The following is a 24,771-nucleotide window of genomic DNA, read 5'->3' as shown; positions in this document are numbered from 1 at the left end:
ATTCCTGAATGGTAGTTGGCATGTTCTCCTCTGAACGTCTCAAGGGCATAGATGTGTTCGTGGCCGTCGCTGATTCCGGCAGTTTTGCCAGTGCAGCCATGAAGCTGAACCTGACCGCGTCGGCCGTCAGCAAAGGCATCGCCCGTCTGGAGCAGCGCCTGGGCCAGCGCCTGTTCAGCCGCACCACGCGGCGCTTGTCGCTGACCGAAGCCGGAGTGAAGTTTTACTCCACTTGCAGCGGCGTGCTCGCCGACCTCGAAGAAGCCGAACTGGCATTGGCATCGGAACGCCACGAACCCCACGGCCGGGTGCGCATTGATTTGCCTGCGTCATACGGACGTCTCCACGTGCTGCCGCTGATCCTTAACTTCGTGAAGCAATACCCGTTGCTGCAGCCGCATATTTCCTTTTCCGACCGGTTCATTGATCCCGTACACGAAGGCATCGACATTGTGGTTCGTATCGGCGGCGCTGATGCCTGGGCTGCGGGGCTCGGTCATCGGTTCATCGGCGCTCAGCGGCTGGTCTTTTGTGCTGCGCCCGGTTACATCGCCGAGCACGGTCAGCCCGCCACCGATGCCGACCTCGAGCACCACCATTGCATCGCCTATGGGCAATCCGACGGGCAGGTTGGCCCCTGGTATTTTCGCGGGCGACAGCCTGGGGACCGGGAGCGGCGCATCATTCATCCCCGTATAGCGGTGGGCGACGGGGAAGGTGAAGTGTCGGCGACCATTGCCGGGCATGGCATCGCGCAGTTGCCCACCTGGCTGGTCCAGACTCACCTCAACGAAGGACGGCTGGTTGAGGTGTTGCCGGAGCTGGCCACCGACGGACTGCCCATGAACCTGGTCTGGCTCAAAACCCGGGAAGCCCTGCCCAAGGTCAGCATCCTGCTCAAGTACCTGAGTGAGCACCTGGCGCCTTATGGCAGCGTGGACGCTGCAACCGGGCCGGCTTAGCGCCCAGAAAAACCGGCTATGACGCCTTGGACAAGGTTATTTCCCGTGCCTGCATCCCGACGGTTTCGTAGAGCTTTCGAGCGGCGACGTTGTCCGAAAACACGTTGAGCTCCAGACGACGAATCCCGCGCTCCAGGGCCCACGCCTCAACGACCTCAAGCGCTTCCCTGCCCAGGCCCTGACGCCTGAAAGGCTCATGAATCTCCAGGTCATAGATGAACAGTCGTGCAGGCAACGGCGGCGACGCCACGATGCCCATCCAGAGGCTGCCCACTTCGAGGCCTGCACCCACGCATAACCGGCAGAACCAATGCCCGTCGGTGTCCAGGCCGTGCGTCAACAGGTCATCGAAATCTGCCCGGGCGCTTTCGCAGGCGACAGCGTCGTGCAGCGTGTAGGTACGAGCAATATCCTTGGCGTATCCGGCAACCGACCGTTGGGCAAATACTTCAAATTCAGCAGGGTTCATGGGGATCAGCTTCATGGCAGCGGTCCTGTTCGAGGCACGGAGGTTGTCGCACGATAGGCACTCAGCGCCAGCTCCAGCGTGGTCATGGCGCGCTCAAGTGCCACCTGCCGCTCGCCGATGTCTTCGTCCGAAGCCTCGGCGTCGCATGCGGCCTCGAGCGCTTCGCACTGTTGGATGACGGCTGTCGCGCAGATGATGTTGGCTGCACCACGCACTTTGTGGCCGACGTCTTTCAACTGATCCCGGCCGGTGGCCGAAGCGAGCTCGGCGCGGTCCTGGCGAATGCTGTCAATGAGTTGATCGAGCAGGCGCTCGTTCATGTCGATCCTGCCGCCCGTTAGCGTGGCAATGGCGTGCGGGTCGAAGGCCTCATTCGCAACGGCGGCCGGCGCCTCGGCCATGACCGCCAATGGTCTTACTTTGCTCAGGCGGTCATTAAGGGCATTCAGGCTGATGGGTTTGAACAGGCAATCGTCCATGCCCGCTTCGCGACAGCGTTGTTTCTCTTCCGGCTGTGCGTTTGCGGTGTAGCCCAGCACCGTGCAGCGAGGCCGTGCTTGCTCGTGCTCCGCTTGCCGGATCGCCCTCGTGAGGTCATAGCCGTTCATGACCGGCATGTTGCAATCTGCGATGACCAGATCGAAGGGTTCGTTCTTCCAGCGTTCGAGGGCCTCGGCGCCCTGTATCGCCATGTCGCAGCGATGCCCCAGGAAGCACAATTGTTCGAACAGCAGGAGGCGGTTTGCCGGGTGGTCATCGACAATCAGAATGTGCAGCGGCTCGGCAGTGTGTGGTGCAGCCTGGGGCGTGATGTTGCGGGTGTCGAGCGGGTCGAGGGTGGTGAGCGCGAAGACCATCTCAACCCGGGTGCCATCTCCGGGCCGGCTGCTCAGCGTCAGCGTGCCGCCCATCATTTCGCACAGGCTGCGGCAGATCACCAGGCCGAGGCCCGCGCCGGTCCGTGCCAGTTGTCCGGACTGGTCGACCTGGGCGAAGGGCGCAAACAGGCGCTGCTGATCCTGGGCCGTGATGCCGATCCCGCTGTCGTGAATGATCACCTGCACGGTCATGTGCTGAGGGCTGCGTCCTGCCTCGGTTTGCAGGCTGATCCGGACCTGACCCTGTTCGGTGAATTTGATGGCGTTGCTGATGACATTGGAAAGAATCTGCTTGAAGCGCAGCGGATCGATCAGCACATCGGTGTTGGTGCGGGGGTCGAGATCCAGCGCCAGGGTAAGGCTTTTCTGGCGTGCCAGGCCGTCGAAGACCCGCACGACCGATTCAACCAGTTGCCGCAAATTGGCGCGTTCGGGGCTCAGGCTCAGGCGACCGGACTCGATGCGCGCGATGTCCAGAATATCGCCGATCAGCTCCAGTAAATCCTTCGCTGAACTGTACGCAACCTCAATGGCCGGGCGGTCGAGGTGTCCGTTGTCGGCGCGTTTCAGAGCGAGCTCGAGCATCCCGATGACAGCGTTCATCGGCGTGCGGATTTCATGACTCATGGTCGCCAGGAAAGTGCTTTTCGCACGATTGGCATCGTCCGCCAGGTCCTTGGCCGTCTGCAGTTGCTCGATCAATTGGCGACGTTCACTGATGTCGATCCAGCCGCCAATGATCCCTTGAACCTTCCCCAGTGAGTCGCGGAAGGGCAGGATCCAGTGATAAATCGTCAATTCCCGGCCGCCGATGTGCAGCGAGCGGTCGAGGATCAGTGGCTCGTTGTCGGCCATGACACGGTTGTAGTCATCAACGTAACCCAGCGCTTCCTCGCTGTTGCTCAGAATCCCTTCAAGAATGCTCTTGCCGATGACGTCTTCGCGCTGTGCAGCAAAAGCGGCGAGGTAGCTGTCGTTGCAGATTTTCAGCAGACCGTCGCGATCACGCACGTAGATGGGATGAGGGGTACCGTTGACCAGTGCGCTCATGAACTCGAACTGGTCATTAAGCGCGCGCTCGGCCCGCTCACGCTGTTTGATCTGACGGCGCATCCAGGCATTCCAGGCCAGTGAGCCCAGCAGCAGGATGCCGGCGCCCCCTATGATCTGGTAGATCAGCAACTGGTAGTCATGCCACGCACCGCTGCCTCGGGGCGAGTAGGTGCGCCAGCGGTTGTTGATGGCGGCGAGGTCTTCGGGCGCGATGCTCGACAGCGCCTTGTCGAGGATTGACGTCAGTTCGGTCGCATTGCGTGACGTCGCCATGGCGATGCGCGCCGGCTCCTGGCCGACCGTGACGCGCATTTGCAGCGTGTCGTTCAGGCCGCGTGACGACAGGAAGTAGCTGGCGCTGAACAGTGAGGTGATTGCGCCTTCTGCCCGACCGTGGGCGAGCAGGTCCAGTGCCTGCGCCGGGTTGTCCACTTCCACCGGATAGATGCCGGGGTGATGTTCACGCAGGAAGGGCAGAATCGGGCTGCCGAGGGTCAGCGCCACTCTCTTGCCATCCAGCTGGTCGAGATTGGACGGGGCCGAGGTTTCCTTGCGCGTGACCAGGACGAACACGTTGTCCAGATAAGGCCGACTGAAATTGAAGCGGTTCTCGCGCTCGTCGCTGGGGATCATCGCCGCAATAAGGTCAGCCTGGCCCTGACTGAGCTGGCTGGCCATGTCGTTCATGCTGGCGGCGTGGCTGACCTCGAATGTCAGCCCGGTCCGCAGCCGGATGAGCTCAAGCAGGTCGGCCGTCACCCCGCTGAAGTTACCGGCGGCATCGTAGAACGTCAGAGGCGCGTACGCCTCGTTGAACACCACACGCACGACCGGGTGCTGGGCGATCCAGCGCTCCTCCCGCTGATTGAGCTGCAGCTTTTGATCGGTCAGCATCAAGTCGCTGCCGGCGCCCCAGCGCTTGGAAATGGCGATACGCTCTTCCACGGGGATGCCTTTGAGCACGCCGTTGACGATGTCCAGCAGCACCGTGTTCGATGCGTGTACGGCGAAGCTGAAACCGTTGGCCTCATGCTTGCCGAAATTGGCCATCTGCACGTTATTCAGATAGCCCTTGTTGATCACGTAATGGGTGGAAATGGTGTCGCCCAGAAAGACGTCAGCCTGATTGAACGCGACTGCGTTGATCGCGCTCTGGAACGATGAAAAGGTCTGCAGGCGCGCCTTGGGGTAGAGCGCCGCGATGACGTCAGGTGGCAGATAGTGATAGGCCATGCTCAGGCGCAGACCGTTGAGGTCGCCGTTCAGTGGCCGGGTTTCGCCGGTGCGGGTCACCAGCACCGGCTGGTCCACCGCGTAGGGGGTGGACAACGCGATGCCGCTGGATGCCGCCTCGTAACCGTTGGCGCTGCCCAGCAGGTCGATCTCGCCCTGGTTGAGCGCCAGAATGGCCTCGTCGCGGCTGGCGAAACGCAGAACCTTGACCGGCAGGTCGAGCACGCGGCCCAATATCCCCACGTAATCGGCAGTGAAGCCTTCGTAGTCGCGGCCGGTCAGGGTCAGGTCGAAAGGCGGATAGTCGGGCGCAGACGTGCCCAGAATCAGCTCGCGTTTGTTACGCACCCACTGCCATTGGGAGCGGTCCAGGGTCACGTCCATATGCGACGGGTTGGAGCGACTCAGCAGTGTGTAGCGTTCCGGTGGGCGGGAGTCTGCCTGGGCATCCAAGCCCAGGCAGATAAGTACCGCCGCGATCCAATAGTCCTTTAACGCCTTTGCCATCCTGTTTCTCACACTAACGAATTGCGTTTTGCCATCTCGATAAGTTCTACCAGAGTCTTGGCCTTGAGTTTCTGCATCAAGCGGGTTTTGTAGGTGCTGACGGTTTTATTGCTGAGAAACATGCCCTTGGCTATCTCTTTGTTGGTGCGACCCTGGGCAAACAGTTGCAATACCATTAGCTCACGGTCGTTGACGAGTTTGAAGCGCTCAATCTCGTTGGGGTCACCTTCTTTTTTGATCGTTGCGGCAAGCGCCTGACTGGGAAAGTAATTGTAGCCGGATAATACGGCTTTGACGGAGCTGACAAGTTCGCTCAGGTCTTCCTGCTTGCACACGTAACCGGAGGCCCCGGACTGCATGCAACGGATGGCAAAGAGACTGGGGGCCTGTGCGGTCAGGACGAGAATCTTGGACGGCAGGTTCATTGCGTTGAACCGGGCAAGGACTTCGAGCCCGTCCAGCTTGGGGATGCTGATGTCGAGGATGATCAGGTCGGGCATGCACTCACGGACCATCTGCATGGCGTCGACGCCATTGTCGGTCTCTCCGACCACTTCGTAATTCTCGTTCTCAAGAAGCATTCTTATGGCCATTCGAATGACCGGATGGTCGTCGATAATAAAAATAGAGTTCATGGTCAATCCATAATGAGTGGCAAGAAAGCGCGCACCTTATCCCAGATGTTCAACAGCGCCCATAAAGAGATCATGCCCGAACCGCTATATAGGAATAGTCCTACAAGAATAAGCGTATGTGCGTACATTGATGCACGCGGCGACCATGAATGTTTAATAAAAAGCAATGTGCGAGGTTGAGTAAAACAATGCGTATATACGGCTGTTTATTTCGAATCGGAATATACCGGGATTTTTCAATGGGCCGCCGGGCTGTTTAATTTCTACCCATGGAGCACCACCAATGATGGCTTTACGATCCGATATTGCCACCTGCGACTTATAATCCGGGTAGCGCACCTCACACACGATAGGGGCCTCAGGCGGGAGCCGAGATCAGGCTGATCAGCTCCAGCGTGTTCAATGGTTTGCTCAGGCAGCCCAGCAGCGGAAGTCCCATCGCTCTGGCCTCGGATTCAAGCGTCGCCAAAGGGGCCGCCTCCAGGCCACTGAGCAGGATCGCGCGCTGAATCAGCCCGCGACGGGTGGCCGTCTGAATCAGTTCCAGCCCGCACATGCCCGGCAGACGCTGATCGCACAGCAGCAGGTCATAAGGCTCGGGGCTGCGCTCCATGGCGCCCAGCGCTTCGCTGGCGTTCAGCGCGGGCGTGACCCGATAGAGGCCGTTGTTGTTTAAAAGGATTTGCAGAGCGATCAGTTGAAACGGGTGATCCTCAACCAGCAGGATTCGGAAATTTTCAGTGAGCATCGGCGGTTCCAGGCGAAGGAGGGGATGGGTGCGACCGCCTTGCCGGATGTCCGGCGGCGTCGGCACGCGAGCAATGTCTTCGGGAGGTAATGGGTCGGGTTGTCTCAAGGCTCGGAATGGCGCGGATTATTCGGCAGTGATGTGTGCGCAGCGATAAGGGCATTCCGACGGTTGTGTAGGAAATGTCCGAAGTTGCTGTTGGATCTGCTGAGAGCCCAACGAGAAATGCCCGAAACCGGCGTCGGATTCGGGCATTCGCGGCGCTGTCAGAGGCAGCGCAAGGTGCTTGTCGTGGGGTTAGACGGGGCTGGAGTGTCCGGTCATCTCACGGGCCATTTCGCTGGCGTAGCTGTCGGTCATGCCGGCGATGAAATCGATCACCCTGAGAAACGAGGTGTGCAGCGGCCAGGAGGGATCAGGCGCGTTATTACCCAGCAGATCTAGAATGCGCCGGCTCTTGAATGATGGTTCGTGCCCGCCGAACTGCTCCAAAGCGGCGCCGCAGAAGGCATTGAGCAGGATTTCCAGCGTGGTGTAAGCGCCGATCTCGTGCAGCGTCTTGCGTTTGTCCTGAAAGATTTTCTTGCGTGCCATGTCCTTGGCGCTGAGCACACAGCGCTTGGCCGGGCCATGCATGTGTTCGACCAAGTCACCCTGCAGCGTACCGGCGAGCAACGCATCCTGCTGTTCAACGAAGGCGCGCGCGGCGGCGTTGGTCAGGTGCTCGATGGCCTTGCCGCGCAGAATCGCCAGTTTGCGGCGGCGCGAGTCACCCGGGCCCAGTTGGCGGTAGGTTTCCGGCAAGTCATCACCCACCAGCCCCAGCAGCAACGACTCGACCTCGGTGTAGTTGAGCAACTCCATTTCCAGACCGTCTTCGAGGTCGATGAGGGCGTAACAAATATCGTCGGCAGCTTCCATCAGGTACACCAGCGGATGCCGTGCCCAGCGCTGTTCTTCCAGCTGCGGCAGGCCGAGCTTGCTGGCGATCTGCTCAAGAATCGGCAGTTCGCTCTGATAGCAGCCGAATTTATGCTTCTTGTAGCCCAGAGAGTCCGCATGGCGAGCCGTCCATGGGTATTTCAGGTAAGTGCCCAGCGTGGCGTAAGTCAGCCGCGTGCCGCCTTCGAACTGGTGATATTCAAGTTGGGTCAGTACGCGAAAGCCTTGGGCATTGCCTTCGAAATTCAGGAAGTCGTTGCGCTCGACCTCGCTCATCGCATCCAGCCAGCCGCGGCCCGCCGCCTGTTTGAACCAGTTGCGGATAGCGTCTTCGCCTGAATGCCCGAAGGGCGGATTGCCGATGTCATGGGCCAGGCAGGCTGACTGCACCACCATCCCCAGGTCGCTGGGATCGCACCAGTCGGGCAGCGCGCTGCGCAGGGTTTCGCCGACGCGCATGCCCAGTGAACGGCCGACGCAGCTGACTTCCAGTGAGTGGGTCAGGCGCGTGTGGATGTGATCGTTGCTGGTCACCGGATGCACCTGCGTCTTGCGGCCGAGACGGCGAAAGGCACCGGAGAAAATGATCCGGTCGTGATCCTTGTGAAACGGGCTGCGCCCCAGTTCTTCGGGGCTGTGCAAGGTTTTGCCAAGGCGCTCGCGGGTGAGCAGGGTCTGCCAATCCAAGGCCGGTACTCCGTCGGGTGATTACCGCGCTAGCTTCCCGGTTCGCCCGGCACGCTGCAAGCACAAGATCGCCGAGGGAAGCTTAAAACCCCGCAGCGTCGACATCGATCAGAAGCAGCCGCTCACCGTTATCAAAGAACTGCCCTGCGGTCAGGCAATACTGATTAGTGGTGGCGTCGCGGTAAGTGCTCGACAGTGTCAGACGCCGCTCATGCCAGCCTTCGGCGAGCAGGTGGTAGAAGTAGGGCCGCCACGACCAGTTGTGGCCCAGATATTTCGGGTCGGCCGTCCATGCGCCGTTACGCCATTCCAGATTCGGCGTGAGCTGAGTGCCCTGACGGTCGCACTGGTAAAAGCGCAGCAGCCAGGGAAAATCCGTACCGTTGGGCAAGCCCGCTATTGCCCCGTCGTCCTCGGCCCAGCGTTGCAGCCGACACATCAAATGCGTGAGGTGTTTGCGCAGTGTCATCAATCGCTCGCGCTCGGCGACTTTTTTCATCACGTAGCAGTCGCGCAGTGCAGCGAAGCGATTGACGAAGGCATCGGCCTCGAAGAAGTCCAACTGCGCCTGGGCAAACAAATAGCCCTGCACATACCGCGAGCCGCACTCCAGCGCGAAGTCGAGTTCGGCTTCCGTCTCGACGCCTTCGGCGATGATCCAGCAGCCGGTTTTCTCGGCCATCTGCGCCAGCGCTCTGACCACATCGCTGCTCGGACCGCCCCGCGCTGCCGCCTGGAACAGACGCATGTCGAGCTTGAGTATGTCGGGCTGCAATGCCAGCACCCGATCCAGCTGGGAATAACCGGCGCCGAAATCGTCGATGGCAATGCGCGCCCCGGCGTTGCGGTAATGGGCGACCACCTCTTTGAGGCGCTGATCGTCGCCACTCAGTTCGGTGATTTCGAAAACGATGCGTTCTGGCGCGATCCCGAAGCTTTCAAGGCGTGCGAGGCTGGGGGGCGGTTGGTCAGGCCGCAAGCGGCTTATCCAGCGCGGTGAGATGTTCAGGCTCAGAAACCAGTCGACCGGAGCCTCATGCAAACGGCTCATGGCGTTGTCGCGGATCTGCCGGTCGAGCCTTCGTAGTTGCATGGCGGGGCGCCGCGGGTCTGCGAAGAGTGGACCTACCGACTGCAAGCTTCCGTCTGCCTGGCGTAAACGGCCCAGCGCTTCAATGCCGGCAATGCGGCCGGTGGCAGTGTCGATGAACGGCTGAAAGCAGGCGAGCGGTTGCCCATCGAACACGGGGCCTCCTTAGTGAGGGTGGGTAGAGAGTAAATGGGTGCATTAGCGGAGCCATGACGACAAGCCCACACGCACTCCGCCTCGCCCGGTGGATTACCGGGCAAGGCGGAGTTGGATAGCAAGAATGTAGCCAGAATGCGCCTAACGGCGGCGGGAGGAGTTCTGCAGAGCCATTTTGATCAGCGGCAACACGGTTGCACTGAATTTGATCAGGCGCGTGACGCTGCCGGTGCGCTTGCTGCGTGTGCCTTTGCCAGTCAGGAACCCCAGCAGAGTCACGGCGCCGACGCCCCACAATGGCGCATGCTTGATGCCGAGCGAGCCGGGAAGGTCCGACGCCATACCGCGCATGCGTTGCAGCGGGTGCATCAGCCGTGAGGATTCCTGACGGATCTCCTGCCGATGCATTTCCATGCGCAGGCGAATCAGTGCCTTGCGCAGCTCACGCCGATTGTGAGTCTGGGGCAATTGAGGTGCATTGCTCATGGCATCAGTCGCTCGCGGTCGTTGGCCAGTTCTTCCAGTGTCGAATGGAAGGGTGAAGACTCATCGAAGACAGCGGCCTTGAGGCGCATCGCACAGAACAATGCCGCCAGCGTATACAGCCCGCACAGTCCGATGATGCCGGTAAGGCGATAGCTGTCCCATACCAGGATAAGCAACAGCGCGGACAGGCCGATGAGCAGCAGCAACGCGAAAACCAGTGCCAGGCCCGCAAAAAGCAGCAGGCGGACGGTGCGGGCTTTCTGCTCCTGAAGCTCGATACCGAACAGCTCCACATGGCTGTGCAATAGCCCCAGAAATGCCGCACCCAGCCGCCGTGGCGAAGAGGATTGATCGGTCCCGGTTGGACCTGTCGGCGACGTCATGACCGTTAGCGCCTTGTGGCCAGCAGGCCCAGCAGGAACCCAACGCCAGCCGCGATGCCCACCGATTGCCATGGCTTGTTCTGCACGTAATCCTCGGTGATGATCACTGCTTCCTTGCCACGTGCGCGGAGGGTTTCTTCCGTCAGCTTGAGGGTTTCACGGGCACGCAGAAGACTTTCGCGGATCTGTTCGCGCAGCTCGTCAGCTTGTTCGCCGGCCAGAGAAGCCGTGTGGGCCAGCAGTTTTTCCGTATCGGCAACCAGCGTCTGGAAGTCGGACATCAAGACGTCCTGGGCTTTTTCTGCGGTAGGTCGAGCCATGGTTTTCTCCTTAGGGGATGACGATATGGGGTTTCGAGTATGGCGCATTCCTGAAGGTTCATTCCAATCGCGTCAACAAGCCCAGCCGTTTAGCCCGCGAGGGTCAGCGCTGCCAATGCGCGCCTGCACAGCGCTGCAGAGTTTCCTGTCGTTGCGAAAAATCCGCAGGAGCCGGCTTGCTGGCGAAAGCAAGGTCCTGGCCGCGTTTTACATCTGACGCAGCGCGCTCGTTTGACCGCAGCCCGCAGCTAGCCGGCTTTCATCAAACATCACCACGGCGCTCTCTCCCACAGGGACTCTGTTTGCCGCGCGACAGCGCGGCGCCTGGACGACGGGGATCGCCTACGGTCAATCTTGTTGGGTCCGGAGCCCGCGCAGGGATGCTTGTGTTCCGGGGGGCTCGGGTGGGTTGCTCGACGAGTATGAAGGTGCGACCTAAACTTGCCTGTCAATTCCCTGGAATCGCAGCCATAGAGGGGCCTAGCCATGCCACCGGAATGTCAGCTGTTCGGAACGTTGGGGTGTCATCTGTGCGAGGTGGCCGAAGCCGAATTGATGCCGCTGGTGGAGCACGGCTTGTTGGTGGAGTTGGTCGACATCGCCGAGAGCGACGCGCAATACCAGGCGTATTGCCTGCGCATCCCGGTGCTGAGGCGGGCAGACACCGGTGCCGAACTGGACTGGCCGTTCGACACCGATCAGGTGGTGCTGTTTCTGCGTGACTGACGCGCGATCAATCCATCACCGCGCGCAACACCGGCTCGGTCCCTGTTCAGCCTGGATCAAAGATATTGAGTGTCGACCACCATGGCCTGTGCAACTGCGGCTTTCTGCTCCTCGGTCATGCCGTCCCAGACATGCACTTTGGCGTAATAGCCCAAGCCGGCGATCACGTACAGGCTCAGGGTAAACACGATGAACAGCGACATGAACGTCCAGCGTCCAACGTCCTGGTCATCGTCGGAAAAAGACTGCGAATAGTTTTCGTCGTTCTGGCTGGACGTGCCGGTGGAAAGTCGTTTGATCCATTGGAAAAACTGAACAAGCATGGGTAAAACCTCAAAAGTGGCGAAACGAATTCAGGGTGGGCAGTCGCGGGACACAAGGTCTGCGGCGGTGCCGACGTGTGCTGCGGCCCATGCACGTGGCGTGCTTGCAAACGCTGAAAACGAAAAAAGCCCGTCGATGACGGGCTTTCTTTTTATGAGTTCAGGTCTGGCAGGCTTTGATCGAGGGGCGAACAGGTCGCGACCGCTCGGATTCATGCCTGCATGCCGATTTCGTAACATTTTAGGACAAATCATTTTACGCATCCAGCGCAGTCATGTGGTTGTCAGACAACTGGCGCCGTTTTTCCGTGCGGCATAACGTCGCGCGCCTGCGTGCGGCCCGGGCTAGAGCCATCGCCACATTCATCCCGTTGCCCTGTCGCGTTAACAAACGTTGACGTTGATAATGCCGACGTTACCTTCAGCCAGCCGAGTCGTTTATGTCCGCTCCCGCTTTCACCGCCTCCGATCGTCAAGCCAGCACCTTGTACCTGCCGCCGGGTTCATGGGGGACAGTCCTGGACTGCCTTTGCGAGCGATTCAGTGCGATCAGCCGCGAACAGTGGCTGGACCGGATCGTCCGAGGCAAGGTGCTCGATGGTAACGGCCTGCCGATTGCGGTCGATCTGGCGTACCGCGAAGGCCTGCGTATTCATTATTTCAGGGAGGTCCCTAACGAAACGCCGATCCCGGTGCAGGAGGCAATTCTGTACGCCGACGAGCATCTGGTGGTCGCCGACAAACCGCATTTTCTGCCAGTGACGCCCGCCGGGGAGTACGTCGAGCAGACTTTATTGCGCCGGCTTATCCGTACGCTGGATAACCCCGATCTGGTGCCACTGCACCGCATCGACCGGCACACGGCAGGGCTGGTGCTGTTTTCCGCCAACAAGCAGACGCGGTCTGCCTATCAGGCCTTGTTTCCAACCCGGCAGATCGAAAAACGTTACGAGGCGATTGCCCCGGCGCTTGCGCACCTGACATTTCCTTGCGTACACAAAAGCCGCCTGGTCGACGGCGAGCCGTTCTTCCGCATGCAGGAAGCCGAGGGTTCGGCGAACACTGAAACCCGAGTCGAGGTAAGCGAACGTCGCGGCGAACACTGGCGTTACGCGCTGTTTCCGGTCACGGGCAAAAAACACCAGTTGCGGGTTCACATGGCGGCGCTGGGTGCCGGGATCTGCAATGACCCGTTTTATCCGAACGTGATCAAAGACGCCGTGGACGACTACCACAACCCGCTGAAACTGCTGGCTCAAGGCCTGCGGTTTACGGATCCGGTGACTGGTCAGGAGCGAGTGTTCGAGAGCCGGATCATGTTGGACTGGTAACGGGGCTTTTGGAGGGAGCATCGGTCCGCAAAAAACAAAAAACCCGCCAAACGGCGGGTTTTTTTGACAGTGACCGTTTTAAACGAAACGGTCCTTCGCTGGCATCACAGCTCTTTAACGGTGCGCACTTGGTCTTTGTTGATGCGAGTCTCTTTACCGTCCAGCTGTTTGAACTCGTAGAAACCCGACTCTTCGTCGTATTTCGGCGCGTCGGTTGCCTGGATTTCACGGCCGTCGTTCAGGGTGATCACAGTCGGCGACGAGCAACCGGCGAGGCCGGCAAGGCTCAGTGCGAGCAGGAAGGCGGCAGGAAGAGTCCGTTGGTTCATTGCTGTGTCTCCGGGTATTTGTTTAGTGATGTGTCTGACGCAGAGTGTAACGGCAAAGTTCCATGAAACCTGCCCGTTGCGCTCAGGCCTTGATCCCGGTCAACAGATCCGGCGTGTTGAGATTGGCCAGCCTGCGGTCATCAGCCTCGCATTGCAGCGCGACGGCGCCCAACGCTGCCAGCGTACGCCGCGGGCTGCGCTGACCTTGCCGCCAATGCTCCTCGAACACGCTCGCATGGACCGTGGGAATGCAGCACAGGAGCGGCTGCCATTGCTCTCCCTGGCGAACAATGACCGGCAGGCCCGGGTTCGCCGCCGCAGTGGCACGCAGGTCATTGAGCAGGTCGCGATCCAGCAGCGGCATGTCACAGGGCATCACCAGCAGGAGTTCGTGCCTGGCGGTGCCAAGGCCGGCGCGGATACCCGCGTAGGGGCCGGGGAAATCCTGCTGCTCATCTGTCACCAGCCGATCGGCGTAGTCCGCGTAGCGTTCCTGATTGCGGTTGCACGAGATGATCAAATCATCGGTGAGCGGTCGTACCAGGCCATGCAAATGCTCGATAAACGGCGCGCCGTTCCAGTCAATAAGGCCTTTGTCGCGACCGCCCATACGCTGGCCCCGACCGCCGGCAAGCAGCAGGATGGAGCAGGGCGCAAGGGTGTTGGATACGTTCATGGTCAGCTCGGCAGGCGCGGTCAAAACAGGTGCTGTGATATAACACCGGCCTGTTTCCTCTACAACCGGACCTCGCCATGAAAGCCAAGGCAGACACGCCTTTCGTACCCCTGAATATCGCCGTGTTGACCGTCAGCGATACCCGCACCTTCGAAACCGACACCTCCGGCCAGATGTTCGTCGACCGCCTGACCGCCGCTGGCCATGGTCTGATTGAGCGTGTGCTGCTCAAGGATGACCTTTACAAGATCCGCGCCCAGGTCGCGACCTGGATCGCCGACGATGAAGTGCAGGTGGTGTTGATCACCGGCGGCACCGGCTTCACCGGGCGTGACAGCACGCCCGAAGCTGTCGCCTGCTTGCTCGACAAACAAGTGGATGGTTTCGGCGAGCTGTTCCGGCAAATTTCCGTGCCCGACATCGGCAGCTCGACCATTCAGTCCCGTGCGCTGGCCGGGCTGGCCAACGGTACGCTGGTGTGCTGCCTGCCGGGCTCGACCAACGCGGTGCGCACCGGATGGGACGGCATTCTCGCCGACCAGTTGAACAACAGCTTCCGCCCGTGCAATTTCGTGCCGCACCTGAAGAAGGCCGCGCCTTGCGCGACGCGCGGTTGAGATTGATGAGCACGCCTGAAATGAAGCCCTTGATGCCGGTCGAAGAGGCCATGCAGCGATTGATGGAGCTGGCGGCGGCTGCGCCCATCACCGGACGCGAGGAAGTCGGGTTGGCCGACGCCCAGGGCCGAGTGCTGGCTGAAGACCTGGTGTCCACCCTGGATTTGCCGCCATGGCCCAACAGCGCCATGGACGGTTACGCATTGCGCATGGCGGACTGGCACGGTGAGCCGCTGCCGGTCAGCCAGCGGATTTTTGCCGGTCAGGCGCCCGAGCCACTACAGCCGGGGACATGCGCGCGCATTTTTACCGGCGCCCCGGTTCCGCAAGGCGCCGATTGCGTCGAGATGCAGGAGAACGCCGAGGTCCAGGCAGACCAGACCGTGCGCTTTGTGCAATCGCTGCGTACTGGTCAGAACATTCGACCCAAAGGGCAGGAGACCACGGTGGGCGACAAGGTGCTGGAGGCTGGCACGGTGCTGGGTCCAATCGAATTGGGCCTGGCCGCGACCATGGGCTTTGGCCATGTGCAGGTCGTGCGCCGTGCCCGTGTCGCGGTGATTTCTACCGGCGATGAATTGGTTGAGCCGGGCCAGCCACTTGGCCCGGGGCAGATCTACAACAGCAACCGGGTCTTGCTGTGCAGCTGGCTGAGCCGATTGGGTTGCGAGGTCATTGATGCGGGCATCCTTCCGGATAACCTGGAGAAGACCCGAGCTGCACTGGCAGGCTTGAATGGCGTCGACCTGATCCTTTCCACCGGCGGCGTGTCCGTCGGCGAAGCGGACTTCCTCGGTCACGCGCTGCGGGAAGAGGGCGAAATCGCCTTGTGGAAGCTGGCGATCAAACCTGGCAAACCGCTGACGTTTGGTCACTTCCGCGGCGTGCCGGTGATCGGCCTTCCCGGCAATCCCGCGTCGACGCTGGTGACCTTTGCGCTGCTCGCCCGGCCTTATCTGTTGAGGCGTCTGGGCGTGCAGGGGGTCAAGCCGCTGCAGTTCAAAGTGCCTGCTGCCTTCACCTGGACCAAGCCAGGCGCGCGGCGCGAGTACCTGCGTGGACGTCTGGAGCAAGGCCGGCTGGTTGCCTACCGCAATCAGAGTTCGGGCGTGTTGCGCAGCGCCGCGTGGGCCGACGGGCTGATCGAGATCATCGAAGGCACGACTGTGGCAGAGGGTGATCTGCTCAACTTCATTCCGCTGAGCGAAGTGATGGGCTGAACGGTTGAGTGGCCGTGAGGGCACTCAACCGGGGCGCCGGACGTTGAATAAGCCCGAGCGGCAGGCTTTAGATGCGGGCGTCGGCGGCAGGGCGCAGGTCGCTTGCTTCCTCGTCGATGCGGTCGGACTCGAACAGTTCGGCCAGTTCGGTTCGGGCTTCCAGCGCGCTTTGCATGACCTTCGCTGCGTCGTCGTAGATCAAGTGCTGGCGGTTGAGCACTTGTTCGTCATGCCGCTTGAAGCGCTCGATGCGGGCGCTGGCCTGCGTTTCGCTCAGGCCCAGCCCGATCAGCGTGCGCCGGGTCATCTCCAGGCTTGAATAAAAGGTTTCCCGCACGGCCTCGGCGTTTAGATCGAGCAAACGGTGAACGTGCTGACGGTTACGGGCTCGCGCGATGATCTTCATGTGCGGGTACAGCCTGCGCACCAGCTCTGCGGTCTTGATGTTGGTGTCTGGATCATCCGTGGCAATGACAAAGTATTCGGCCTGATCGACCTTTGCGGCGCGCAGAATCTCCGGGCGCAGCGGGTCGCCGTAGAACACCGGGACGTTGCCGAAGCTTCGGGTGAATTCGATCGTCTCCACCGAGGTGTCCAGCGCAATGAACGGGATGTTCTGCGCGCGCAGGATACGGGCAACGATCTGGCCCATCCGGCCCATCCCGGCGATGACGACGCGCGGGTTATCCGACTCGATCTCCTTGTAGTGCGCCGGGACTTCCTTGACCACAGGCTTGGGCTTGAGCCACCTCGCCATGACCAGCAGCAACAGCGGCGTCAGCGCCATCGACAAGGTGATGGTTAACACCAGGGTGTCGTACAGCGCCGCATCGAACAGCCCCTGATCGCGGCCAATCTTGAACACCACGAATGCGAACTCACCGCCCGCCGCAAGCACCAGCCCAAGACGCAGAGCGCTTTGCTTGCCCAGGCCGCCGGCCAGACGCCCGACGAAAAACAGCAGGGGCAATTTCAAGCCGATCAACAGCAGCGTCAGGCCCAGCACCGTCAACGGCGAATTGATCAGCAGGCCGATGTTCGCGCCCATGCCGACACTGATGAAGAACAGCCCGAGCAGCAAGCCCTTGAACGGCTCGATCTGCGATTCCAGTTCGTGGCGGTATTCAGAGTCGGCGAGGAGCAGGCCGGCAAGAAAGGCACCCAGCGCCATGGACACTCCGACGAGGTCCATCAGCCATGCTGTGCCGATCACCACCAGCAAGGCCGTTGCCGTGGAGACTTCCTGAAGCTTGGTTTTAGCCACGATGCGGAACACCGGGCGCAAGAGATAACGCCCGCCGACCACAACAATGGCAATGCCGCCCAGCACTTGCAGGCCGTGGCGCAGGGAGTCGCCGGAGTTGTCATCATGTGCACCGCCGGCCAGCATCGGTACCAGCGCGATCAGCGGAATGGCGGCGATGTCCTGGAACAGCAGGATGGCGAAAGCCAGGCGTCCGTGGGGCGCGTTGAGCTCTTTGCGCTCTGCCAGGCTTTGCAGGCCGAACGCGGTCGATGACAGCGCCAGCCCCAGACCCAGCACGACGGCGCTGTTGAGGGGCTGATTGAAGCCCAGCAGGGCCACTGCGCCGATGGCCACTCCGGTCAGCAACACTTGCGCCAGCCCCACACCAAACACTGACTTGCGCATGGTCCAGAGGCGGCGTGGCGACAATTCAAGGCCGATGATGAACAACAACAGCACCACGCCCAGCTCCGAAATGTGCGCAACGCTCTGCGGGTCGCCGATAAGACCCAGGCAGGACGGGCCGATAATCACGCCGGCAATCAGGTAGCCGATGACGGCGCCCAGTTGCAGACGTTTGGCCAGAGGAACCGTGACGACGGCGGCGAGCAGGAACACGACTGCGGCCTGCAGCAGGCTGCCTTCATGGGGCATTGGGGACTCCTTGTAAAAGAGGGCTCGGGGCGGATGCTGCGTCTATGGCAGGTACGTCGTTGAGCCCTGTGACGCATGAGCGATGGAAAAAGTGGCGCGTATTAAACCACGTGAAAGTGACGGACATCAGCAGCCGGGACGCTGGGTCGCAGGCGTGCGGACCACGGCGGCGTGCCAGCGCCGTCCAGAGCAGGTAACCTAGGTGCGCCGATTCATCGCGCCGACATCAGCCCCTTTGCTCTCGACAGGTTTTCAGGAATCCCGTAATGACTAACAAACAGCGTCTTGTTTACTCGATCATCATTGCCTTGAGCGTCCTGGCGATCATGCTGGGGCTTTCCCATTTGCAGAACATCGGCGTGCTCAGCGAAAAAACCTTTCAATACATTGCGATATTCGTCGCCGTTGTCGTGGTGGTCTTGAACGGCGTGTTGCGCCGCAAGGTCAGGCGCTGATCCCGCCATGCCGGACACCCCGATACCTCCCGGAACGGTGTCCGGCACGCTGTAGCATCAACCGGTTACAAACCGCGGATGAACTATTTTTCGGCCCCTGAACTCCAAAAAACCGCATTCAAAAAGCCCGCAAAGGGAAATGGAGTTCACACATGATCAAGAAACTTACCGCTGCCGTCCTCGCCACCGCTGCCCTGACCACCGCACAGTTCGCCCTCGCGGACAAGCCGGGCGCTGGCTGGATCACCATCGAAAAAGCGATCGAGAAAGCCAAGTCGGCGGGTTATACCGAGATTTACAAAATCGAAGCCGACGACAACGGCTATTGGGAAGGCGAAGGTCGCAAGGCTGACAGCCTGACTTATGAATTCCGCATCGACGGTACTTCCGGCAACGTTCTGCGCGATCAGAAAGACTGATCGACGCAGCGTTTGCCAGGCGGGGGCCCTCGGGCCTCCACCTCTATCCTCCCGCTTTACTCCCGCACACCAATCCGACAATCTTGGCTTCCCGATTTCATCAGCAGGAAGCGATGCATGAGTGTCCGGATCGAGTTCAAATCCAATCCCTCCGAAGAAGAACGTCTGCAGATCCTCGAGCCATTGAGGGCCTATAACGCCGCACAGGCGGGCGACGGCAAGTCTGAAAAATTTGCCCTGTTTGTTCGTGACGAACACACCGATGCCGTGATTGGCGGGCTCCACGGCCGCATCCTCTACCGCTGGCTGTTCATTGAGTTGCTGGTCGTGCCCGAACAGGTGAGAGGCCAGCGCATGGGGAGCCAACTGATGGGCATGGCCGAGGACCTGGCCCGCGAACGCGGTTGCCTCGGCGTCTGGCTCGACACCTTCGATTTTCAAGCGCCGGACTTCTACCGCAAGCACGGCTATGAGGCCTTTGGGCAGCTGGATGACTATCCGCCGGGCCACCAGCGGTTGTTCTTCCAAAAACGCATCAGCGCAGCGTAGTCAGTGCGCTCCCGCGGCCGTCCTACCCGGGCGGTCGCAATTCCCTAATGGCACCCTGGCCGTCGCGCAGTATTCTCAAGCCGCCTGCCTTTCTGTCGCGCTTCCCGTCCCAAAACCTCAACGGAGCTTCAGATGACTACCGACCACAACAGCTCCGCAAGCCGGACGATTACCTGTACTGACCTGACCGAGCTGCTGCGGCAGATCTTCCTGCGCCACGGGACCTCGGCCGAGGTTGCGCGGGTGCTCGCCGAAAATTGCGCTGGCGCCGAGCGCGACGGCTCCCACAGTCATGGCATCTTCCGCATCAAGGGCTACCTGTCGTCACTGGCGGCGGGTTGGGTTGACGGCCAGGCCCGGCCTAAGGTCGAAGACGCAGGGGCCGCTTTCGTGCGCGTTGACGCCATGGGCGGTTTTGCGCAACCGGCCATGCAGGCCGCCAAAGGGCTGGTCATCGAAAAGGCTCGCAGCGCCGGCATCGCGATTCTGGCGATCCGCAACTCGCACCATTTCGCTGCGCTGTGGCCAGATGTCGAGCCGTTTGCGACGCAGGGGCTGGTGGCACTGAGCGTGGTCAACAGCATGACGTGCGTCGTCCCTCACGATGCGCAGAAGCCGCTGTTCGGCACCAACCCGATTGCGTTCGCCGCGCCGCGCGCCGAGGGGCCGCCGATCGTCTTCGACATGGCGACCAGCGCCATTGCCCATGGCGACGTACAAATCGCCGCCAGAGAAGGGCGCATGCTGCCGCCTGGCATGGGCGTTGACCGCAACGGCGAGCCCACTCTGGATCCCAAGGCGATTCTTGAAGGAGGCGCGTTGTTGCCATTTGGCGGCTACAAGGGATCGGCGTTGTCGATGATGGTGGAACTGCTCTCGGCTGCGTTGACCGGCGGGAATTTCTCGTTTGAGTTCGACATGTCGAAAGCGCCCGGCGCGCAAACCCCCTGGACCGGTCAGGTGATCATCGTCATTCACCCCGACAAAGGCAGCGGTCAGGTCTTTGCCGAGCGCAGCGAAGAGCTCGTCCGGCAGATGCACGGTGCGGGACAACAACGCATGCCGGGCGATCGTCGTTATCGTCAGCGCGAGCGGTCCTTGAAGGAGGGGATCGTAGTGTCGGCAGAGGACCTTGATCGGCTTGAAGCGTTAGCCCGCGCTTGAATCCGGGCGCGCCTATTCGGTGCCGAGGCGTATTGAGCTGGCGCAGGAGACGAGAATGGATCAGCGGCCCGCGGTGACCATTCGTCGCGACAGGACTTGCGTTCAGGGGGCGTAGAAAATACTGTATGTTTAAACAGTATCGAGAAGAAGAGAGCGCCCATGCAAACCAATCAAGCGAACACCCGCACTGAATGTGCTGCACAGCAACATGAATCTTCGTTCAGCAGCATCTGGGGCAATGAGATGCAGCGCGAGGATTTTCTTGCTCTGGCGTCAGGGCTTCGCCAGTTCAGCGCCAATCAGGCCGACCTCGCGTTTGCCCCGTCGGCGAGCGGCTATGCGACGGCCAACATGGCCCACGTAAGCCAGCTCGCGGCAGAGTGACGCTTTGTGGGGCAAGCCGCAAGCAGGCCGGTTCAGGGCTTGAATCGCACCATCACCGGCACCGGAGTCTGACCCGCAACCGTGTCATCAGCGTCGGGCTGGCGATTCTTGCCGGTACGAATCATGGCCAGCGCGACTGAAGTGCCCACTGCCGATACCGCGCACCATGCAAGCAAGAAAGTGGTCATGTCTGGTTCTCCGAACTGCAGAAATCGGGCTGCCCATTCGAAATGAGGGGCTGTACGTCAGAACCTATCGGCCGCTCAACGGATTGCTTGAGTCGACATTTCAGAAGATTGACCAATTGAGCGCCTGGTCGCAACTCCCTCGGACCAATGGGGTCTTGCATGTTGAACACAGTAAATTTCAGGACCCTTGTTTATGAAAGATCTCGGCTCACGTCTGAAAGAAGAACGCAAAAGGCTCGGTCTGTCGCAGCAGGACTTCGGCTCAATCGGTGGCGTTGAAGCCAATGCTCAGGGCAAGTATGAAAGCGGGGAGCGTATTCCGCGCTCGGACTACATGGCAGCCCTTGGCAAAAAGGGCATCGATGTTATGTATGTGTTGTCGGGCCAGCGTACTCCCATCGCTACCGATACCCTGAGCGAGGCGGAGCGGGCGGTCATTACTCATTACCGTGCGCTGAGCGAAGATGATCGTGAAGCGATATCCCAGTTGGCAACGTCTTTGTCCGAATGCGCCACCGAGTGTTCATCCTGACACTTGCCGGTAAGTCATGAGTCGGTTGCGTGAAAATATACGAAACATATATGCTGCGTATATTCTTCGCGAGGTCGCCATGGGTCTGGTAAAAATTTCCGAACAGATGCACGCCAATATCCGCTGTGCCAGCGCAGCGTTGAGCCGATCGATCAATTCGCAGGCCGAACACTGGATGCGCGTCGGCATGCTGGCCGAGCTTCATCCGGGGCTTAATTACAGCGAAATCTGCCAACTGCTGATCCGCGCCGAAACGTCGGGCGGCGCTGTGTTGAGTCTTCAGCCTTGCGACCTTGTGCCCGATCTCTCAGAAAACAGGGCGGTGTCGCAATGAGCATCAGCATCAAGAGTGAAGCCGATCTGGTCGGGCTCCGTGTAGCGGGTCGTCTGGCCGCAGAGGTGCTGGCCATGATTGGCGAGCACGTCAAGCCGGGCGTCACCACCGAGGCGCTGGATGACCTGTGTAACGACTTTATCGTCAACCAGCTCAAGGTGATCCCCGCGAACGTCGGCTATCACGGCTTCACCAAAACCACGTGTATATCCCCGAACACCGTCGTTTGCCACGGCATTCCCTCGGCAGACGACGTGCTGAAAGCAGGCGATATCGTCAACATTGACGTCGCGGTCATCAAGGATGGCTGGTATGGCGATACCAGCCGCATGTACTACGTGGGGGAGGTAAGCCCGCTCGCTCGCCGATTGGTCGAAACCACCTATGAAGCCACACTCGCCGGTATCCACGCTGTCAGGCCTGGCGCGACACTGGGCGACATTGGGCATGCCATCCAGACCGTGGCGTACCGTGAGGGCTTCAGCGTGGTACGCGAATATTGCGGGCATGGCATCGGCCGCAAATACCATGAAGAGCCTCAGGTCCTGCACTACGGCTCAGCGGGCAAGGGGCTCAAGCTCAAGCCCGGGATGGTGTTTACCATCGAGCCTATGATCAACGCCGGCAAACCAGGCACTTACGTGCTTGACGATGGCTGGACCGTCCTCACGCGTGACCAGTCCCTCTCGGCGCAGTGGGAGCACATGGTAGCGGTGACCGGGGACGGTTTCGAGCTGCTGACCCCTTGGCCGGAAGGCACCGGCGATTACCCGGCGGTCTGAGCTTGACTCATCAAGTCACACAAGTGGGCGTGACGAAAAAGGCCGCTGACTTGTAGGCTGTTTCCTGTTCCCCTGTGGTGCTGCTTCCTGACAGGCTGTCGAGTGTCCAGTGCAGGTAGCGCCAGGGGAGAACACCATCATCGATTCCAAAGAAAACCGGCCTTGGCCGGTTTTCTTTTGCACGCATGAGCGTGAACGCGCTCGCTAGCCAGCCTGCAACTGCTTGGCGGCGTCCACTCCGGATGAGCTGAGCTTGATAGGGTACTTCAGGGACCGGTCACCCTCAGCAGGGCGGTTCACGCAGCCGTCGTGAATCAGCCCGGCATCCTGCAGGTGCTCAAGGGTATCGGCGACAGCATTTTCCCCCCTGTAGTTGTCCAGCACTTCCTTGCCCAGCCCGTGTGGATGAGCGTGCAACAGGCGGGTGAGAACTTCCTTTTTCAGTGCGTTATCGATGGTCATGTTTACCTCGCTTTGCTGGTGTGATGAGCGCTGCTTATAAATTCCGACCGCACGGATACCCATTTGTTTAGCGTTTCGCCTGATTCGTACTCGATGGAGCAGCGTCACACCCGATCGCGACGACGACTGGGACCAGCGATGCGAGGCATATACCCCGGAGCCCTCATTGAGCCCATCGCCCGAAGAATAAGGTGGAAGGCAATTTGATGGCCCGCAGGTATCAGCATTTCTGGAAAAATCCTTTTTTTTTGATGGATTTCAGGACGATGCGGATGTGCACGCGTAGGGTGAGTCTGGCCGTAGTGATGGGGTTTCTGGCAGCTGTGTCGGTGAGCGCGCACGCCAGGGCCATCAGCAAGAACGAACTGCAGGTCTGCAAATGGGGGGCGGGAATGGCAGGGGTGGCGCAGCAATCCAAACTGTCGGGGACCACGCTCTACAGCGCCCGGAAGAAACTGCAAAGCCGCACGTTCAGCAAACCCTGGATGCGCAAGATGGCGCTGGGCATTACGGAGCAAACCTATAAAAGCCCCTCGAAGTTGAAGCCCGCCGCCGTACGGCAGACCTACTACGAGGGGTGCATTCAGCACGATCTCGCCCGCAAGTGAGTATGTGCGTGTGAATAGACGCAGAGCCTGCCAACTGCCGGCAGGCTATTGCAGCCCGGCATGGCCGGGGCTATCGGCAATTCCCTGCCAGACGATAATGCTGAGCCTCGGCAACCGCAGCGCTGTTGAATTCGACACGGTTTTTTTCGGCGATTGCGTTGTACGAAGGGCAGTCAGGGCGGTGATAGACCATGGTCTTTTTGTTGCCGCGGATCGCCAGCGCCAGATGGGTCGACGGGGTGTTTACGGCCGGCTTCATCGGACTGTCCGCACCTGGTCGCGCCTGCGCCGTCACAGCCGACCCACTTTGCGCCGCACTGCCGCCACTCAGGCTTGCATCGAGAAAAATCGGCGCATGGTCGGACACGCTGTCCCGTCCCTTCGCGTGGGTCAGCCCCAGAAACTTCGGGTAGTCGTAGACCGCGACTTTGTTGACGCGGATGGCCGAGTCCTTGCTGATGAAAATATTGTCGTAAAGGTTGGCGAACTTACCGTCCGTGGTGGACAGGGTGCTGGCGCCATCCAGTACGAGCGGTCTGGCACTGCTGTCGAGTTTGCTCCACGCGGGAGAATTGGGCGGCGTGTTGAAGTCACCCATCAGCATGATCCGGTTATTGCCGGGGTAGGTTTCCTGCAGCCAGGTCCAGTAGTTTGAGAGGGCGACGATTTCTGAAGCACGGTCTGCCTGGTTCTTGCCGTACAAGACATGCACGGTTGCAACGACGAAGGTCTTGCCGTCTTTCAGGGACCTGAACTGCGCGGAGTAAGGCTCGCGCTCGAAGGTGTCGGTGCGGTCCAGGTAGCTCACGGCGCCGTCTTCATAGGCAACCGCCTCATCCCGCCACAAGAAGCCGTACATTTCTTTGTAGGAAGATCGCCCAACAGCATGCGACGCCATGGAGCTCCAGTGCTTGCCCGTCTGCCGGGTCAACTCCGACGCCAGCGCTTGCAGCGCTTCTTCACTCATTAATTCCTGAACCGCGAGAAAGTCGACTTGCCGCGCAACCTTGGCGATGCTCTGGAAATCCTTGTTCGGGCGCACGCTCAGGTGCTCAAGGTTCCAGGTGCCGATTTTTACATCGGCGCAAGCGGTGTGCAGGAAGCTAAACGTTAAAAACAGGGCGACACAAAATCTGAACATTGTTATCCAACTGGGTTATTCAAAAGGGGAGGCTGGGTAAACGGTAGCGGGCCCGGTGGCCGCAGGACTGGCGCCTACGGCC

At 60.3% G+C, this 24,771-nt stretch carries 30 protein-coding genes; 14 read left to right on the top strand and 16 right to left on the bottom strand.

Annotation, left to right across the window (positions count from 1 at the left end; all coding sequences use genetic code 11):
• The first annotated feature begins 20 nt into the window (after positions 1–20).
• Positions 21–962, top strand: coding sequence for a LysR family transcriptional regulator (locus LT42_RS06720; protein ID WP_037013065.1), 942 nt, complete (start codon positions 21–23; stop codon positions 960–962).
• A gap of 16 nt (positions 963–978) precedes the next feature.
• Here the strand turns inward: LT42_RS06720 and LT42_RS06715 are convergent, their stop codons facing one another.
• The 9 genes from LT42_RS06715 to LT42_RS06675 form a co-directional block, all read right to left on the bottom strand.
• The gene (locus tag LT42_RS06715; RefSeq protein WP_052075156.1) at positions 979–1,446 is read right to left on the bottom strand and encodes a GNAT family N-acetyltransferase; all 468 of its coding nucleotides are present in this window, start codon (positions 1,444–1,446) and stop codon (positions 979–981) included.
• Positions 1,443–5,102 carry a transporter substrate-binding domain-containing protein gene (locus LT42_RS06710; RefSeq protein ID WP_052075155.1) on the bottom strand — a complete coding sequence of 1,220 codons (3,660 nt, stop codon included), beginning with the start codon at positions 5,100–5,102 and terminating at the stop codon, positions 1,443–1,445. The genes LT42_RS06715 and LT42_RS06710 overlap by 4 nt, the downstream gene beginning before the upstream one ends.
• Positions 5,103–5,110: 8 nt before the next feature.
• A complete protein-coding gene (locus LT42_RS06705) occupies positions 5,111–5,737 on the bottom strand; it encodes a response regulator transcription factor (RefSeq protein ID WP_037010938.1) in 627 nt (208 codons plus the stop codon).
• Between the two features lie 358 nt (positions 5,738–6,095).
• On the bottom strand, positions 6,096–6,485 hold the full coding sequence (locus LT42_RS06700) for a response regulator (protein WP_037010937.1): 390 nt from the start codon (positions 6,483–6,485) through the stop codon (positions 6,096–6,098).
• Between the two features lie 297 nt (positions 6,486–6,782).
• Positions 6,783–8,114 (bottom strand): deoxyguanosinetriphosphate triphosphohydrolase, encoded by a 1,332-nt coding sequence (locus tag LT42_RS06695; protein ID WP_037010936.1) that lies wholly within the window; start codon positions 8,112–8,114, stop codon positions 6,783–6,785.
• Between the two features lie 82 nt (positions 8,115–8,196).
• Complete coding sequence (locus tag LT42_RS06690; protein ID WP_037010933.1) at positions 8,197–9,360, bottom strand: EAL domain-containing protein; 1,164 nt, start codon at positions 9,358–9,360, stop codon at positions 8,197–8,199.
• Positions 9,361–9,501: 141 nt separating this feature from the next.
• Complete coding sequence (locus LT42_RS06685) at positions 9,502–9,846, bottom strand: hypothetical protein (RefSeq protein WP_037010930.1); 345 nt, start codon at positions 9,844–9,846, stop codon at positions 9,502–9,504.
• Entirely contained in the window at positions 9,843–10,229 is a 387-nt protein-coding gene (locus tag LT42_RS06680; RefSeq protein WP_037010928.1) for a phage holin family protein, read from the bottom strand. The genes LT42_RS06685 and LT42_RS06680 overlap by 4 nt, the downstream gene beginning before the upstream one ends.
• A 5-nt stretch (positions 10,230–10,234) precedes the next feature.
• Positions 10,235–10,549, bottom strand: coding sequence for an ElaB/YgaM/YqjD family protein (locus LT42_RS06675; protein ID WP_037010926.1), 315 nt, complete (start codon positions 10,547–10,549; stop codon positions 10,235–10,237).
• 486 nt (positions 10,550–11,035) lie between these two features.
• Between LT42_RS06675 and LT42_RS06670 the strand changes: the two genes are divergently transcribed.
• Entirely contained in the window at positions 11,036–11,275 is a 240-nt protein-coding gene (locus tag LT42_RS06670; protein ID WP_037010925.1) for a glutaredoxin family protein, read from the top strand.
• Positions 11,276–11,331: 56 nt separating this feature from the next.
• On the opposite strand, the gene LT42_RS06665 is transcribed toward LT42_RS06670, so the two are convergent.
• A complete protein-coding gene (locus LT42_RS06665; protein ID WP_037010924.1) occupies positions 11,332–11,598 on the bottom strand; it encodes a hypothetical protein in 267 nt (88 codons plus the stop codon).
• Positions 11,599–12,038: 440 nt separating this feature from the next.
• Between LT42_RS06665 and LT42_RS06660 the strand changes: the two genes are divergently transcribed.
• The gene (locus LT42_RS06660) at positions 12,039–12,929 is read left to right on the top strand and encodes a pseudouridine synthase (protein WP_037010923.1); all 891 of its coding nucleotides are present in this window, start codon (positions 12,039–12,041) and stop codon (positions 12,927–12,929) included.
• Between the two features lie 104 nt (positions 12,930–13,033).
• On the opposite strand, the gene LT42_RS06655 is transcribed toward LT42_RS06660, so the two are convergent.
• Positions 13,034–13,258, bottom strand: coding sequence for a YgdI/YgdR family lipoprotein (locus LT42_RS06655; protein WP_037010921.1), 225 nt, complete (start codon positions 13,256–13,258; stop codon positions 13,034–13,036).
• Between the two features lie 82 nt (positions 13,259–13,340).
• Positions 13,341–13,934, bottom strand: a complete 594-nt coding sequence (gene mobA / locus LT42_RS06650) for a molybdenum cofactor guanylyltransferase MobA (RefSeq protein ID WP_037013061.1) — start codon at positions 13,932–13,934, stop codon at positions 13,341–13,343.
• Between the two features lie 77 nt (positions 13,935–14,011).
• Between mobA and moaB the strand changes: the two genes are divergently transcribed.
• Together moaB and LT42_RS06640 are read left to right on the top strand one after the other, a co-directional pair.
• The gene (gene moaB, locus LT42_RS06645) at positions 14,012–14,551 is read left to right on the top strand and encodes a molybdenum cofactor biosynthesis protein B (RefSeq protein WP_037010919.1); all 540 of its coding nucleotides are present in this window, start codon (positions 14,012–14,014) and stop codon (positions 14,549–14,551) included.
• A gap of 5 nt (positions 14,552–14,556) precedes the next feature.
• Positions 14,557–15,771 (top strand): molybdopterin molybdotransferase MoeA, encoded by a 1,215-nt coding sequence (locus tag LT42_RS06640; RefSeq protein WP_037010917.1) that lies wholly within the window; start codon positions 14,557–14,559, stop codon positions 15,769–15,771.
• Positions 15,772–15,838: 67 nt separating this feature from the next.
• Here the strand turns inward: LT42_RS06640 and LT42_RS06635 are convergent, their stop codons facing one another.
• Entirely contained in the window at positions 15,839–17,671 is a 1,833-nt protein-coding gene (locus tag LT42_RS06635; RefSeq protein ID WP_037010916.1) for a monovalent cation:proton antiporter-2 (CPA2) family protein, read from the bottom strand.
• 266 nt (positions 17,672–17,937) lie between these two features.
• Here LT42_RS06635 and LT42_RS06630 point away from each other — a divergent pair, with 266 nt between their 5' ends.
• The 5 genes from LT42_RS06630 to LT42_RS06610 all read left to right on the top strand — a co-directional run bounded on the left by LT42_RS06630 (position 17,938) and on the right by LT42_RS06610 (position 20,642).
• Entirely contained in the window at positions 17,938–18,126 is a 189-nt protein-coding gene (locus tag LT42_RS06630) for a hypothetical protein (protein WP_037010915.1), read from the top strand.
• Between the two features lie 152 nt (positions 18,127–18,278).
• Positions 18,279–18,545, top strand: a complete 267-nt coding sequence (locus LT42_RS06625; RefSeq protein ID WP_037010913.1) for a PepSY domain-containing protein — start codon at positions 18,279–18,281, stop codon at positions 18,543–18,545.
• A gap of 117 nt (positions 18,546–18,662) precedes the next feature.
• Complete coding sequence (locus tag LT42_RS06620; protein ID WP_037010911.1) at positions 18,663–19,094, top strand: GNAT family N-acetyltransferase; 432 nt, start codon at positions 18,663–18,665, stop codon at positions 19,092–19,094.
• A gap of 132 nt (positions 19,095–19,226) precedes the next feature.
• The gene (locus LT42_RS06615) at positions 19,227–20,258 is read left to right on the top strand and encodes an Ldh family oxidoreductase (protein WP_037010909.1); all 1,032 of its coding nucleotides are present in this window, start codon (positions 19,227–19,229) and stop codon (positions 20,256–20,258) included.
• Between the two features lie 159 nt (positions 20,259–20,417).
• Positions 20,418–20,642, top strand: coding sequence for a hypothetical protein (locus LT42_RS06610; protein ID WP_037010907.1), 225 nt, complete (start codon positions 20,418–20,420; stop codon positions 20,640–20,642).
• A 32-nt stretch (positions 20,643–20,674) separates the two neighbouring features.
• Here LT42_RS06610 and LT42_RS25920 read toward each other — a convergent pair whose 3' ends face one another.
• On the bottom strand, positions 20,675–20,830 hold the full coding sequence (locus tag LT42_RS25920; RefSeq protein ID WP_160176714.1) for a hypothetical protein: 156 nt from the start codon (positions 20,828–20,830) through the stop codon (positions 20,675–20,677).
• Positions 20,831–21,023: 193 nt separating this feature from the next.
• Here LT42_RS25920 and LT42_RS06605 point away from each other — a divergent pair, with 193 nt between their 5' ends.
• The 3 genes from LT42_RS06605 (at position 21,024) to map (ending at position 22,478) form a co-directional block, all read left to right on the top strand.
• The gene (locus LT42_RS06605) at positions 21,024–21,362 is read left to right on the top strand and encodes a helix-turn-helix domain-containing protein (protein ID WP_037010905.1); all 339 of its coding nucleotides are present in this window, start codon (positions 21,024–21,026) and stop codon (positions 21,360–21,362) included.
• A 79-nt stretch (positions 21,363–21,441) separates the two neighbouring features.
• Entirely contained in the window at positions 21,442–21,696 is a 255-nt protein-coding gene (locus tag LT42_RS06600; protein ID WP_037010903.1) for a ParD-like family protein, read from the top strand.
• The gene (map, locus tag LT42_RS06595; protein ID WP_037010901.1) at positions 21,693–22,478 is read left to right on the top strand and encodes a type I methionyl aminopeptidase; all 786 of its coding nucleotides are present in this window, start codon (positions 21,693–21,695) and stop codon (positions 22,476–22,478) included. Before LT42_RS06600 ends, map begins: the two co-directional genes overlap by 4 nt.
• A 204-nt stretch (positions 22,479–22,682) precedes the next feature.
• Here map and LT42_RS06590 read toward each other — a convergent pair whose 3' ends face one another.
• Complete coding sequence (locus LT42_RS06590; RefSeq protein ID WP_037013059.1) at positions 22,683–22,940, bottom strand: hypothetical protein; 258 nt, start codon at positions 22,938–22,940, stop codon at positions 22,683–22,685.
• Positions 22,941–23,212: 272 nt separating this feature from the next.
• On the opposite strand from LT42_RS06590, the gene LT42_RS06585 reads away from it, so the two are divergent.
• Positions 23,213–23,548 carry a hypothetical protein gene (locus LT42_RS06585; protein WP_037013058.1) on the top strand — a complete coding sequence of 112 codons (336 nt, stop codon included), beginning with the start codon at positions 23,213–23,215 and terminating at the stop codon, positions 23,546–23,548.
• A gap of 70 nt (positions 23,549–23,618) precedes the next feature.
• Here LT42_RS06585 and LT42_RS06580 read toward each other — a convergent pair whose 3' ends face one another.
• Positions 23,619–24,689 carry an endonuclease/exonuclease/phosphatase family protein gene (locus LT42_RS06580; RefSeq protein ID WP_052075154.1) on the bottom strand — a complete coding sequence of 357 codons (1,071 nt, stop codon included), beginning with the start codon at positions 24,687–24,689 and terminating at the stop codon, positions 23,619–23,621.
• Positions 24,690–24,771 lie beyond the last annotated feature (82 nt).

The sequence above is a fragment of the Pseudomonas lutea genome, assembly GCF_000759445.1.
Lineage (GTDB): Bacteria > Pseudomonadota > Gammaproteobacteria > Pseudomonadales > Pseudomonadaceae > Aquipseudomonas > Aquipseudomonas lutea.
This window is presented reverse-complemented; position numbering and strand designations above follow the sequence as displayed.